The organism is Clostridium sp. C8, assembly GCF_001010885.1.
Taxonomy (GTDB): Bacteria; Bacillota; Clostridia; order Clostridiales; family Clostridiaceae; genus Clostridium; species Clostridium sartagoforme.
In genome coordinates, this window is record NZ_LBMX01000058.1 from 1 (window position 1) to 14,093 (window position 14,093).

The 14,093-nt window shown below is 25.9% G+C and carries 15 protein-coding genes; 13 read left to right on the plus strand and 2 right to left on the minus strand.

What is annotated here, in order from left to right; translation table 11 throughout:
- The first annotated feature begins 151 nt into the window (after positions 1 to 151).
- Positions 152 to 406 carry a TIGR04540 family protein gene (locus AAT22_RS09480; protein ID WP_016206141.1) on the plus strand — a complete coding sequence of 85 codons (255 nt, stop codon included), beginning with the start codon at positions 152 to 154 and terminating at the stop codon, positions 404 to 406.
- Positions 407 to 536: 130 nt separating this feature from the next.
- On the opposite strand, the gene AAT22_RS09485 is transcribed toward AAT22_RS09480, so the two are convergent.
- Positions 537 to 1,538 carry a glycosyltransferase gene (locus AAT22_RS09485; RefSeq protein ID WP_047001025.1) on the minus strand — a complete coding sequence of 334 codons (1,002 nt, stop codon included), beginning with the start codon at positions 1,536 to 1,538 and terminating at the stop codon, positions 537 to 539.
- A gap of 191 nt (positions 1,539 to 1,729) precedes the next feature.
- Here AAT22_RS09485 and AAT22_RS09490 point away from each other — a divergent pair, with 191 nt between their 5' ends.
- On the plus strand, positions 1,730 to 3,652 hold the full coding sequence (locus tag AAT22_RS09490) for a glycosyltransferase (protein WP_047001026.1): 1,923 nt from the start codon (positions 1,730 to 1,732) through the stop codon (positions 3,650 to 3,652).
- A 117-nt stretch (positions 3,653 to 3,769) separates the two neighbouring features.
- Here AAT22_RS09490 and AAT22_RS09495 read toward each other — a convergent pair whose 3' ends face one another.
- Positions 3,770 to 5,122 carry a [Fe-Fe] hydrogenase large subunit C-terminal domain-containing protein gene (locus AAT22_RS09495; RefSeq protein ID WP_047001027.1) on the minus strand — a complete coding sequence of 451 codons (1,353 nt, stop codon included), beginning with the start codon at positions 5,120 to 5,122 and terminating at the stop codon, positions 3,770 to 3,772.
- A gap of 191 nt (positions 5,123 to 5,313) precedes the next feature.
- On the opposite strand from AAT22_RS09495, the gene AAT22_RS09500 reads away from it, so the two are divergent.
- The 11 genes from AAT22_RS09500 (at position 5,314) to AAT22_RS09550 (ending at position 14,053) form a co-directional block, all read left to right on the plus strand.
- A complete protein-coding gene (locus AAT22_RS09500) occupies positions 5,314 to 5,751 on the plus strand; it encodes a LytTR family DNA-binding domain-containing protein (RefSeq protein WP_047001028.1) in 438 nt (145 codons plus the stop codon).
- A 15-nt stretch (positions 5,752 to 5,766) separates the two neighbouring features.
- The gene (locus AAT22_RS09505; protein ID WP_047001029.1) at positions 5,767 to 6,198 is read left to right on the plus strand and encodes a DUF3021 family protein; all 432 of its coding nucleotides are present in this window, start codon (positions 5,767 to 5,769) and stop codon (positions 6,196 to 6,198) included.
- 13 nt (positions 6,199 to 6,211) lie between these two features.
- The gene (locus AAT22_RS09510; protein WP_047001030.1) at positions 6,212 to 7,093 is read left to right on the plus strand and encodes an ABC transporter ATP-binding protein; all 882 of its coding nucleotides are present in this window, start codon (positions 6,212 to 6,214) and stop codon (positions 7,091 to 7,093) included.
- On the plus strand, positions 7,093 to 7,911 hold the full coding sequence (locus AAT22_RS09515; RefSeq protein WP_047001031.1) for an ABC transporter permease subunit: 819 nt from the start codon (positions 7,093 to 7,095) through the stop codon (positions 7,909 to 7,911). The genes AAT22_RS09510 and AAT22_RS09515 overlap by 1 nt, the downstream gene beginning before the upstream one ends.
- Before the next feature lie 201 nt (positions 7,912 to 8,112).
- Positions 8,113 to 8,874 carry a DUF2087 domain-containing protein gene (locus tag AAT22_RS09520; RefSeq protein ID WP_047001032.1) on the plus strand — a complete coding sequence of 254 codons (762 nt, stop codon included), beginning with the start codon at positions 8,113 to 8,115 and terminating at the stop codon, positions 8,872 to 8,874.
- On the plus strand, positions 8,874 to 9,731 hold the full coding sequence (locus AAT22_RS09525; RefSeq protein ID WP_047001033.1) for a GNAT family N-acetyltransferase: 858 nt from the start codon (positions 8,874 to 8,876) through the stop codon (positions 9,729 to 9,731). Before AAT22_RS09520 ends, AAT22_RS09525 begins: the two co-directional genes overlap by 1 nt.
- A 49-nt stretch (positions 9,732 to 9,780) precedes the next feature.
- Entirely contained in the window at positions 9,781 to 10,323 is a 543-nt protein-coding gene (locus tag AAT22_RS09530; RefSeq protein ID WP_047001034.1) for a DinB family protein, read from the plus strand.
- 330 nt (positions 10,324 to 10,653) lie between these two features.
- Positions 10,654 to 11,349: a response regulator transcription factor gene (locus AAT22_RS09535; protein WP_047001035.1), complete on the plus strand. Its 696-nt coding sequence runs from the start codon at positions 10,654 to 10,656 to the stop codon at positions 11,347 to 11,349.
- 90 nt (positions 11,350 to 11,439) lie between these two features.
- Complete coding sequence (locus AAT22_RS09540; RefSeq protein WP_016206125.1) at positions 11,440 to 12,360, plus strand: ATP-binding cassette domain-containing protein; 921 nt, start codon at positions 11,440 to 11,442, stop codon at positions 12,358 to 12,360.
- Positions 12,353 to 13,090 (plus strand): ABC transporter permease, encoded by a 738-nt coding sequence (locus AAT22_RS09545; protein WP_047001036.1) that lies wholly within the window; start codon positions 12,353 to 12,355, stop codon positions 13,088 to 13,090. The genes AAT22_RS09540 and AAT22_RS09545 overlap by 8 nt, the downstream gene beginning before the upstream one ends.
- Before the next feature lie 48 nt (positions 13,091 to 13,138).
- Positions 13,139 to 14,053 carry a HAMP domain-containing sensor histidine kinase gene (locus AAT22_RS09550; RefSeq protein ID WP_016206123.1) on the plus strand — a complete coding sequence of 305 codons (915 nt, stop codon included), beginning with the start codon at positions 13,139 to 13,141 and terminating at the stop codon, positions 14,051 to 14,053.
- Positions 14,054 to 14,093 lie beyond the last annotated feature (40 nt).

The following is a 14,093-nucleotide window of genomic DNA, read 5'->3' on the forward strand; positions in this document are numbered from 1 at the left end:
ATGAATAATATATACACTTAATTAATTAAATAAAAATTAATAATTTTAATACATATTGTATATAGGATATTTTTAGTATAAAATATATTTTAAAAGTAGATTTTTTATCATACACATATCATAAAAGTAGATTTTAGGGAGGATAATATTCTTGAATAAGGGTGGAATTAGATTATATTATAAAAATCAAGAGGAACTTAGTTATGCTTTAAGAGATTACATAGATGATTATTTTGAAGGCAACATAGAAGATGAAGCTTTAGAAGAAAAAATATTTAAGGTTGTAGAGTGTAATAAGGTTAAATTTTATAAAGATAATGAGATAGCTAAAAAACCAAAACAAATTTTAGGAAAAACTAGACTGAATGTACTAGAACAAATACTAATGAAAAAAAGAGAAGAATAATCTAATAATTATATTATCATGCAATAATCTATATTTTAAACTTTAAATGGTTCCACTAAAAATTTATATTATTTTATTAATGAATGTAACAAGGAGGAAAAGTACTAATACTTATCCTCCTTTTAACATTTTAAATTAGATTCTTTAAATCATCTAATTTAAAGCCAAACATTTCTGGAATTATATCATTCATATTTATATAATCTAGTCTAAAACAGTAAGGAGGCCCCTTAGAATATAAGCTTAAGTAAGTTTTTAAATAGTTCTTTGACTTATCTAAATCATCTATTTTTTCATAGCATATACTTAAAAGTAAATAGATTTCCCGAAAAGCATTATATTTAATTGATAAGCTTTCTCCAATAAAAATTGCTTCTTTAAAATTATTCATTTTATAGTATGTTTTTATAATTAGAAAACATATATAGCTTTCTATAAAATAATTACTACTTAAATCAATAGCTTTAATATAGTTATCAATAGCTTTAGTATAATTCTTTAAAAGAAAGTATTCATTAGCAATATTATAGTAATATAAATAATCCTTTTTGTAATTATCAAAAGAAAGATAGAGAGAAAGATTTCTGTTACAACGATCCATTAAAGATTTTTTATTATAATCATATCCAAAATTATATAAAAGAAACTCTGAATTCAAAACTTTATTAATATAAGAATCTTTATATATAGAATTTTTAAGACTTTCATTAATTTTTCCAGAAAAATAAAAGCCGGAGTTATTTTTTATAATCCTAAGTAAATAGTCACCTTTATAGGGTTTATTATCAATTATGTTTATAAGTTGTAGTCTAAAGCCAAGATGAGAAGAATCATTTAATATATTTTTCAAATTAATGACTTGAGTACTATCTAATGCCTCATCGCAATCAATACATAAGATCCAATCCTTAGAGGCAACTTCTAAGGCTTTATTTCTTGCAGCACTAAAGTCATTGTTCCATAAAAAATTTATTACTTTAGCATTAAATTTATTTGATATATTAATTGTATTATCAATAGATCCAGTATCAATTAAAATTATCTCATCAGCAATGCTTTGTACACTTTTAAGACATCTAACTAGATTTTCTTCTTCATTTTTGGCTATAATACAAACGCTTAAAGTATCCAAAGAAAATTTACCTCCAATAAAAGTTGTTTCAATATACAATATGATAATAACTGAAATCTGCTATTAATAGAAAAATAGATAATATTGGCTATTTCTACTTAAAGTTACTTATTAGAGGTTATTTTATTAAAAATAAGCATAATATGATAAGTGTAAATATTTTATTTAGATTAAGAAATTGGAGGAAACTTATGATCAAAGTTTTGATTGGAAGCCCAATTCATCAAAAGCCAAATATATTAAGGGAGTTTTTAATTTCATTGAAAGAGCTAAAAAAGGATGAATTAGATATTCAATATTGTTTTATAGATGATAATAGTATAAAAGAATCCTCTTTAATATTAGTGAATTTCAAAGAACAAGAGAGAAAAGTTACTATATTAAAAAATAATGATACATCAGTATATATTTGTGATGACTATACTCATATATGGTCTAATGAATTAATACAAAAAGTATCTAAATTTAAAAATCTTATAATACAAAGAGCTATAAAGGAAAACTTTGACTATCTTTTTCTTATAGATTCAGATTTAATATTGCATCCTAATACTTTGAAAAGATTAGTGTCATTAAATAAAGAGATAATTTCTAATATATTTTGGACAAAGTGGCAACCAGATTCATATGAGCAACCTCAAGTATGGTTAAAAGACACATATACTTTATATGATAGTGAAGGTGGAGTAGGACTTACTGAAGCAGAAACTTTAAAAAAATCATCAGAGTTCTTAGAAATGTTAAAGAAACCTGGGACTTATAAGGTTGGAGGCTTAGGTGCATGTACATTAATATATAAATCAGCTTTAAATAAGGGAGTAAATTTTAATAAGATTTATAATATTTCTTTTTGGGGAGAAGATAGGCATTTTTGCGTAAGAGCAGCAGTTCTAGGAATTCAATTATATGTTGATACCTATTATCCAGCTCATCATATATATAGAAGTGAGGATTTATTAAAAGTAGCCTCATATAAATTAAATAATAAAAATAAGGATTTTCAAATTAATAGTTATAAAGCAAGAGAAGTTATTAAGGTAGCACTTCAAGGTATTAGTGATTATAGTTATAAAAAAGAGCTACCAGTAGGATATCTCAAGTATTTTACACATGATGAAAGGCAAAGGTTAAAAAATAAACTGGAAAATATGAGAAAAATTATATTAGAAGAAAAGATAACTAATAAATTAAATATAGTTAACTATCAAATCCCATTTACTAATAATTTTAATGAAATTGTTGTTAAAGTTATATATAACGAAGAAGGATATAAAAATGGATATAGCTATCATAAAGAGAAACAAGGAAAATGTGTATTACAAAAGGATGAAGAGGACAACTATAAAATTGCTAAATGGATAATTGAAAAAGAAATTGAACCATTAGTAAAGCCTCTTATAAGAAAAGTAAAAGAAGAAAATAATAAGTTAACCTTATCAATGGTAGTAAAAAATGAAGGGAAGAGATTCTTAAGAAAAGTATTAGAGGAAGCAATACAGTATATAGACAATGCAGTTATTATAGATGATGGTAGTACGGATGATACTATCGAAATAATAAATGATGTATTAAAGAATATACCATATGTTTTAATAGAAAATAAAACTTCAAAATTTAGTAATGAGGTAACTTTAAGAAAACAACAATGGATTGAAACAATAAAAACTAATCCAGATTGGATAGTATTTTTAGATGCAGATGAGATATTTGAAGATAAATTTAAATATAAAGTTAAAGATCTTATGAGAAATACTGAAGTTGATGGATATATGTTTAGGTTATATGATTTTTGGGATGAAGATCATTACAGAGAAGATAGCCTATGGAATGCTCATAATACCTATAGATTATTTATGATAAGATATCAAGAAAATTATAATTATTTATTTAGAGAAACTCCTCAGCATTGTGGAAGAATGCCATATAATTGTAATAACTTAGCATATAGTATTAGCGATTTAAGATTAAAACATTATGGTTGGTCCAGATTAGAGGATAGAATAGAAAAATATAATAGGTATATGACATTAGATCCAAATGGAAGATATGGAATACTAAATCAGTATAATTCAATATTGGATCATAGTCCTAACTTAAAGAAATGGGAAGAATAATAAGTAATCAAAATTTAAAATGGAGAATATATAATTTTTGAATTATATATTCTCCATTTTTTAATAAAAGCTATAAAACAAAATATAATTAATAATTTATTATAAGAATTATATCTTTTAATGAAAATCCCTATGGAATATTTCAGTTTTAGAATCATCTTCAAAATCCTTTAATGAATGAATGTTGAGCTTTTCTAATACTGTATCCATAGTATCGCTATGAGTAGCTATTTTTATAGGAGAATTATATGCAAAGGAATCTACAGCAATTTTACCTTGTTCTTTAGGTATAAGGGCTTTAGGACCTCCAACGCATCCTCCAACACAACCCATTCCTTCTATAAAATTTGCTTCTATTTCACCACTTAAGGCCTTATTTAAAATGTCTTTACATTCTCTAACTCCTTCAGCTTTAACAGATTTAAATAGTTTTGATTTCTTAGGATATAGCTCAGCAACAGCTTCACCAACAGCTATAGAAACCCCACCTGTACGAGCATATAGTCTTCCACCTCTTGACGCATAATCTTTTGAAGGAACACCCTGAAGTTTATCAAGTTTGATTTCAAGAGATTTAAATATATTATCTAATTCTTGAAAAGTTAACACAAAATCAATATCTTTAGATAGATCAGGTTCTTTAGCTTCAGCCTTTTTTGCTATACAAGGACCAATAAACACAACTTTAGCATGTGGATTTAATTTCTTTATTACTCTTCCAGCACCAATCATAGGAGAAACAGATGGAGATAAGTCTGGAACTAGCTCCTTATACACTTTTTTCAACATACCAACCCACATAGGACAACAACAGGAAGTTATCATTAAATCATTAGGGCCATTAACATGATTATTAAATTCAACAGCCTCTTTAATTGTTATCATATCAGCAGCAAAAGCGACTTCAATCATATCACTAAATCCTATCTTTATAAAAGCAGCACGCAATTGATCCATAGTAACATTTTCTCCAAATTGTCCAATAATAGCAGGAGCAACAGCAGCAATTACAGTTTTATTATTTTTTAATAAATCTAGTATTGGAAGAAAGTCAATTTTATCTAAGAACTTACCATCCTTACAAGAATCAATACATAATCCACAACCAACGCATAAATCATAATTTATATATGTAGATTTATTAGAATCATCATATGATATTGCATCAAATGGACAACTAGATTGACATTTGAATTTATTATTTTCATCTTGTTTACAATTAATATTACAACTATCAAGTTTTTCAATAAATCTTTTATTTACACTATAGTTTGTAATGGCTTTTTTTAAGTTATAAACGTAATTATTATCAAATTCTAAAGATACTCCACAAAGTGATGTAATAATTTTGAAGGTTTCCTGAGGTGAAACTTCATGACATACCATAATTTTAGAAAGAGTTTCATCAAAATTTCCTTCGTAATAAGAGCGCACTAGAGTATCAAAAAGATCATTATATTTATTATGCATCTTATACCTCCCAATAATAATTTTTCTATAGTTTAGTATATATAATTTACTAATTATTAATACTTAAAATTTATAAACTGCTTCGCAAAATATTACATCTTGGTATTAAAATAATGCATCTTAGGATAATATTATTGATATATTTATTAAAAGTAGTAGTATGAGATTATAAAAGTCTAAGGGGAGTTATTATGAAAGTAATAATTAATGAAGATGAAAATAATAATGAAATCGAAGTAATTATAAATTGTAAAAGTATAAACGAGGATGTAATTAATATACTTTCTAAATTAAAAGAAGAGGAAAATGTTATTACAGGACTTAAAGATAATAAGGTTTATATTATAAAACCAGATAATATATTGTATTTTGAATCTGTAGATAAGAAAACATTTATGTACACTAAAAAAGATATTTATGAAAGCAATTTAAGGCTTTATGAAATTGAAGAAAAGTTTTCTACATATCATTTTTTTAGAGCGTCTAAATCAACAATAATAAATATCTCTAAAATTTCAGTAATAAATCCTATAATGGGGGGACGTATTGAAGTTCTACTTGAAAATAAAGAAAAATTAATAGTTTCAAGACAATATGTTCCCATACTTAAAGCAAAATTAGATTATTAAAAGGAGACGAAATTAATGAAGGATTTTTATAATATGGGATATGAATTAAAATCATTAACTGGATTATTTTTTATGATGATAATATTGACCTATGGGGTAGTAAGTCTTTTTATTGGAAATAAAATAATGCCCTTAGGATTACTATGGGAATTTATTTTATTAGCATTAATAATTAGTATAATTCAATTTATTTTATATAGTGAAAAATTTTTATCTAAGGTATCAATAAAAATTAAAGTAGTAGCACACTATTTAATACTTTTAGGTATTTTAAATATTTTTATTAATTACTTTAATTGGACAGAGTTATGGGGAATATCTAATAGCATATTCTTTATGATATATACAGGCTATTTTATGCTAGTAACAATAAACTTTTATGCGTATAAAAAATTAACAGGGGAAAGGTTTAATGATAAATTAATAAAATATAAAGAAAATTTATAGTGGGGTGGTAAATATGGAAGCTATTAAAATAAACAATTTGACTAAAAGTTACGGAAAAAACAGGGGAATAAAAAATGTGAACTTAGAAATTAGAGAAGGAGAGATATATGGATTTATAGGTCCAAATGGAGCAGGTAAATCTACAACTATAAAGACATTGCTTAATTTTATTTTTCCTACATCAGGAAGTGCTAAGATATTAGGAAAAGATATTGTTAGTGAAAGTAAACTTATTAAGGAATTTACAAGTTATGTGCCAAGTGAAGTAAAATATTACTCAGAAGTTAAAGTAAAGGATATATTGAATTATGCAATTTCATTTTTTGATTATTGTGATAGAAATTATTTAAATGAACTTTGTAATGAATTAGAAGTTGAACTAGATAAAAAAATTGAAGAACTTAGCCTTGGAAATAAAAAGAAGGTTGCTATAGTTCAAGCGCTTTTAAGTAATCCTAAAATAGTAATTTTAGATGAGCCAACAAATGGTTTAGATCCATTAATTCAGCAAAAGCTATTTAATATATTATTAAAGGAAAAATCAAAAGGTAAAACCATATTTTTATCATCACATAATCTATCTGAAATAGAAAAGTTTTGTGATAGAGTTGCAGTTATAAAAGAAGGAGAAATAATAGATATACTAGATTTAAATAATATGGATAGAGATTTAGGCAAAAGAATAACTCTAAAATCTACCAATATAGATATGAAAGAAATTGAAAGTATAAGTGAAAGCTTTAAATATGTTAATGAAGAAATTGAGTTTATTTATAAAGGCAATATAAATGAGCTAATAAATTTATTAGCTAAATATAATTTGGATAAGTTGCTAATTGAAGAAGTTAAATTAGAAGAAGCCTTTTTAAATTATTATGAAGGAGAGAATAAATAATGAATATATTTAAATTTGAATTTAAAAGAAATATAAAATCATTAATATATTGGAGTATAGGAACTTCTGCAATTATAGTTTTATTTATGGCATTATTTCCAAGCATGAAGGATATGGGAATGAAGGAGTTAGTAGGTGCCAAATTAGATTCACTTCCACCAGCTATTCTAGAAGCCTTTAATTTTTCAAGTACCACTGATTTTAGTAACATAAATGATTTTCTTGCATATTGTCTTCAATATGTTGCAATGGCTTTTGGTATTTATGGTGCAATGCTAGGGGTTAACTCTATAATTGAAGAAGAAAGCGAAGGGACAATAGAATTTTTGTATTCTAAGCCAGTATCAAGAAATAAAATTCTTTGGAGTAAGATATTATCAAGAGTTATATATCTTCTTGTATTTTTAGTTATTGTTGTAGCTGTTACGGTAGGTATATCTATTACAGTTAAGCCAACTGAAGTAAATATGATAGATCTTTCAATAAATATAAAAAGTATGTTTATTGGAATGGCATTTTTAGGATATATATTTATGGCAATTGGAGTAGCTATATCAACAATTCTAAAAAGGGGGAAAGCTGCAACTAGTATAGGAGTTAGTTTGTTTTTTATGACATATATACTAGGTATTTTATCTAAACTAAAAGAAGAATTTTCATTTATAAAATACTTTTCTCCATATGAATGGGTAATTCCATCAAATATAATAAAGGATGGATTTGAAGCGAAGTTTATAATAATAGGATTTTTGCTGATAGTAATATCATTAGTTATTGCTAGTGTTATTTATAAAAAGAAGGATATGAATATAAATTAAAATAGAAGCTTTGCTACAATATAAAATTAATAATGAAAAGTGTAAAGCTTAAAAATAAATATATTTTTAAATTAGGAGCTGTTATCACAGCTCCTAATTTTATATAACAACAAACCAAATACAATAAAGTCTATGAATTTATAGACAAAAATAATAAAGTGTTGTAGAATTTAATAAAATAAATATTACGGAGGTATAATCATGGATAATGAGTTTTTTTGGAGAGCTTCTATAGATGAAATAGAAAATGGATTTGTAGAGACTGAAGAATATATAAAATGTATAGTGTGTGAACAAGTATTTATTAAAGGCAGAATATACGAGATAGGTGATAATTTATATGATGCTAAAAAGGCTGCGCAGCTTCATGTAAAAGAAAAACACAATTCTATGTTAGGTTATTTACTGAGTATGAACTCCCTTTATACAGGAATATCATCATCTCAAAAAGCAATAATTGAATTAATAGCTTTAGGACTTAACGATAAAGAAATAGCATCAAAATTAGGTATTGCAAATTCTACTATTAGAAATCATAGGTATAAATTAAGAGAAAAAGAAAAGCAAGCTAAGTTATTTTTAGCCACTATGAATTTACTTGCTAAAAATACAAATAAAGATATAAACATGCTGGAAGAAGATGTTATTTGTGATGCGCACAAAGGGGCAACAACCTTAGATGATAGATTTAATATAACTAAGGAAGAAAAAATTAAAGTAATAGAAACTTATGTAGATGAAAATGGTGCATTAAAGAGTTATCCAGCTAGAGAAAAGAAAAAAATCATAATATTAGAAGAAATAACTAAAAACTTTAATGTTGGAAAGATATATTCTGAAAAAGAAATAAATAGGGTATTAAAAAGAATATATGAAGACTATGCAACAATAAGAAGAGCTTTAATTCAATATGGATTTTTGGATAGATCTAAAGATTGTAGTGAATATTGGGTGAAGGAATAATGATAAAGAATATTTTAGAATTAAATAATGATGAAAGAATTTCAGCATTAGAGTTTATAAAAAATAATGAAAATACTAAATTATCATTATATGAAATTGAAAAAGATCTTAAGGGTAAGATTTCTAATTATGGGGAAGGTGTATTATTTTATTTTCATAAAAATAAAATAGCAGGTAAGTTATCAGTAATATTAGAGGTTGTAGATAAATTAAAAACTATTTATATTAATAAAGTAATTTGTCAAAAGGATAATAAAGAAATATTAAATAAACTAATTCACAGTTCATTAGAATTAGCTAATAAATACAAAGCAAATAAAGTTCTACTTGGAATAAGAGATAAGCATTTACTTAACCTAGCACAAGAAATTGGGTTAGAAAGAAGTTATTCATCCTTTAATATGATTTTAAATAATAGAGAGAAAGAAAATGATGTATTAGATAAAATTAAATTATCAAAGAAAAATATTAAGGAATATGTTGATGTATATAATAAGTCTTTTATGGATATGCCTCATGGAACCTATATAGAAATTGAAGAAGCAGAAGGATATTTAGAAAATAAAAATGACAATGAAGATCATTTTATTATAATAGATAAAGGTGAAAGTATAGGTTTTTTTAATACCAGTATTGAAGGAAATAAAGGCTTTTTCGATATAGGATTAATAAAAGAGTATAGGGGAAAAGGCTATGGTAAAAAATTATTAGAAATAGCAATACAGCACTTAAATGAAAAACAAGTAGAAGAGGTTTGCTTAACAGTAATAGAAAAGAATAACATTGCTTATGAAATGTATAAAAAGAGAGGATTTAAGGTTTATAATAAATTAAGTGATTGGATAGAAATTAGATAAGTGAAATATATTTATTTAATATTTCATTGACTATATTAGGAGGGATACTATGAATTCTATAGATATTAAAGATTCAACTAATATAATTAAAAATACTTTAAAGTTTCAGTTTGATATATCATGGCAATTGTTAGAGTTTCATTTTACGAATATTGAAGATGAAGAATGTATGTGGAGACCTGATTCAAGGGGACTTCATGTTTATAAGAATTCAGGGGTCTGGTGTGCAGATTGGCCAGAAACAGAAGAGTATAGTATTGGCCCAGCAAGTATTGCTTGGGTTACTTGGCATATAACTTATTGCTGGTCGATGGTCTTAGATCATTCTTTTAGAGAAGGAACTTTAACTAGGGAGTATATAAATTGGCCTGGTAATATTATAGATGTTAAGAAAAAAATATATGAATTCTGTGAAGAGTGGATGAGAATATTGACTTCTTTATCTGATGAAGAGTTTATTTCTACTGAAAGAACTAAATGGCCATTTACAGATAGACCTTTTTATGAACTTGCAGCATGGTTAAATGTTGAACTTATGAAGAATGCCGCTGAAATTGGCTACTGTAGATTCCTATACGCTTCTCAAAAATAAAAAAAGGGCTATATCTATGGTTGCCACGATTAAGAATTATGAACCGTACCATAAATAAATGAGGTTAAAATTTAATCATAACAGATAAAATTATAAAATAGCAATACACGTACAGTTCATGAATGTATTAGTATAAATGTTTAATGTATAAAAAATAATAAGAAATCAGTGATAGAGGTATAAGAATAAGTTAATAGATATATATAAGAAATTATAATAAATGATATAATAAAATACGCTACAATATTTATATAATTTTATAGGGGTAAAAAAAGAAGGGAGGAACTTTAGTGGAGGATATATAGTTTACCTTATCACTAAAGAAATTTTATGGATAATAATACAAATATATTAGTTGTAGAGGATGATTTAGATATAAATAATCTTCTATGTAAGATATTAATTAAAGAAGGATATAATATAAGATCTGCATATTCAGGAACAGAAGCTAGAATGTGTATGGAACAGTATGAGTATCATCTTATTTTGCTTGATTTAATGTTACCAGGAATAAGTGGAGAAGAGATTATTAAGCATATAAGAAAGATAAAAACAATGCCTATAATAGTTATATCTGCAAAGGCTGAACAAGATGTTAAGGTAGAAACTCTTAGGCTTGGAGCAGATGATTTTATATCAAAACCCTTTGATACCAATGAGGTCATAGCAAGGGTTCAGTCTCAATTAAGACGCTATATGGTATTTTCAAAGCCTAAGGAGAAAGATCGGATATTAAGACATAAGGATTTAATTTTAAATAGAGATACTGTAGAGGTTACCTTAGATGGAAAGCCTGTTATTCTTACAGCAAGAGAGTTTTGTATATTAGAGCTTTTAATGGCTAATCCCAATAAGGTATTTACAAAGTCAAATTTATTTGAACATGTTTGGAATGAGGAATTCTTAGGAGATGACAATACAATAAATGTTCATATAAGTAATCTTCGCTCAAAGCTTTCTAAAATCAAACCTAATGATGAGTATATTCATACTGTATGGGGAATTGGATTTAAGATAAGTCAATAAAATTAATACTTTCTTAAGTTTTTCTTTAAGGTATCTTGTTGATTATACTTTAATATATAGTTATACAAGAAAAGGAGGAAAATTTGAGTTATGGATACAATACTTAAAACAAAAAATTTAACTAAGAAGTATCATAATCAATTGGCAGTAAATAATGTTAATATGGAAATAAAACAAGGAGATATATATGGACTTGTTGGAAAAAATGGAGCAGGAAAAACAACTCTTCTTAGAATGATAAGTGGGCTTACAATGCCATCTAGTGGGGAAATTGATTTGTTTAATGAAACATCATCTCAAGGATTAAATAAATCAAGAATGAGAACGGGAGCTATAATTGAAACGCCTAGCTTTTTCCCTTATTTATCCGCAAAAAAGAATCTTGAATATTATAGGATTCAAAGAGGGATAGCAGAAAAAGACTCCATAGATTATGCTCTTAAAATTGTAGGGTTACATGATACAGGAAATAAAAAATTCAAGAATTTCTCTCTAGGTATGAAGCAAAGATTGGGATTAGCACTTACAATAATGTCTAGTCCAGATATACTTATTTTAGACGAGCCTATAAATGGTCTTGATCCTACTGGAATAGTAGAATTTAGGGAGATATTATTAAAGCTTAATAGAGAGAGAAATACAACAATACTTATATCAAGTCATATATTAAGTGAACTTTCTCAACTTGCAACTACTTATGGCTTCATTCATAATGGTGTATTTTTAGAACAATTATCTTCAGAGGAGCTAAGTAACAAGTGTAGAAAAGCCTTGGCTATAAAGGTAAGTGATACAGCAAAAGCAGCTGCTATAATTGAGAGAGAACTTGGAAGCAGTGAATATGAAATTCTAAATGATAATGAAATAAAATTGTATGATCTTATGAATGTTCCGGAGAAGGTGTCTAAAGTTCTTATAAATAATAATATTATGTTATACTCCATGAGTTCAGAAGGAGTAAACCTAGAAAATTACTTTATAAATTTAATTGGGGGTGGACATAATGCTTAATTATATAAGAGCAGATATTTACAGGAATCTTAATAGAAAATATTTTTGGATTTATACAGGAATAATAGCTGCAATGTCAGTATTAGTTACAGTGCTTTTTAAGATTTCAAGTATTCCAGATAAAAATTTTAATTTAGTACTTGATATAGCTACTCAAGCATTTACTCTTCCTATATATTTAGTAGGAGTATTTGTTGAAATGGCAACTAGTGATGAGCAAAAAAATCAAACCTTTAAAAATGTAGTATCTTTTGGAGTTACAAGAAATACAATAGCTATTTCTAAGGTTATTACTGCAGTTATTCTTTCAATGCTATCAGCATTTATTATATTAACTGCATTTTCAATAAGTGGTTTAATATTTTTAGGGGGACCAAGTGACTTCTTATCAGAATTTCTTATCAGATTTGCACTGGCAAGTGTATTATGGATAGCAGCAATATCTATAGGTACATTTATAGCATTAGTTTTTAATAGTAGCAATATTTCTGCTTTTGTATATTTTGGAATATTCTTAATGACTAAAAATATTATAGCTATATTATCACTACTTGTTTGGGAGAAATTTAGCTATTTAAATAATTACCTTATTTCTACTAAGTTAAATATTTTAGCTAGTGAGCCTTTAACTATTGAAAATATAGGACCTGCAATACTAGTAGGAGTTGGATACACTGTAGTATTTACAGGATTAAGTATGTTATATTTAAGAAAGAAAGAAATTAAATAGATATTTATAAATTTAATTCTAAAGATTAAAGAGAAAGGTGTGACATATATGATTTTTATAATAGTTATTTGTCTTACCATTATATTGAGTATAGTTGTCACACTTTACATCTTATTAAGAAAAGAAATAAAAAGTGTGGAGAATCAACTTAGGTATATAAATAAAAATAAAACAAATTCAAGGGTATTATTGAAGACAGGAAATAAGAATGTTGAGAGGTTAATTTTAGAAATAAATAATAATATAGATTTAAAACAGAAAACAGAAGTTAATTACAGAAAGATGGATTTAGAACTTAAAGAATCAATTTCCAATATATCACATGATCTTAGAACACCTCTTACATCGGTAATGGGATATTTGCAGCTCATGGAGGATCCTAATATAAGCCAGTTTGAGAAAAACGAGTATATGAATATAATAAAGGATAGAACAAAATCTTTACAGATGTTAATAACTAGTTTCTATGATTTATCAAGACTTGAAGGGAAGGAATATAAATTTAATTTTGAATTAATTAATCTATCTAATTTGATTTGTGATTCAATAGCTTCATTTTATAATGATTTTACCAATAAAGGTATAGAGCCTTATATTGATATAGATGAAAATGCACCTAGTATTATTGGAGATGAAAATGCTGTAAAGAGGATATTATTTAATTTAATACAAAATGCGTTGAAGTATGGAGAAAGCTTTGTATCAATAAGTTTAAAGCATAGAGATGATTATATAATTACAACTTTTACAAATGAGGCTAAAAACTTAAGTGAAGAAGATTCAAAGTGCTTATTTCAAAGGTTTTTTACAGCAGATCGTACTAGAAGTGGTAAGAGCACTGGTATTGGTCTTGCTATAACAAAAGAATTAGTGGAACAGATGGGACATGAAATTTCATCTGAACTAAAAGATGGTAAATTAAGTATCATAATAATATGGAAAATAAAAAATATACATAAGTAGTAGAATTTGTATTAATTTTACTGCTTATTTTTTTGTGAAA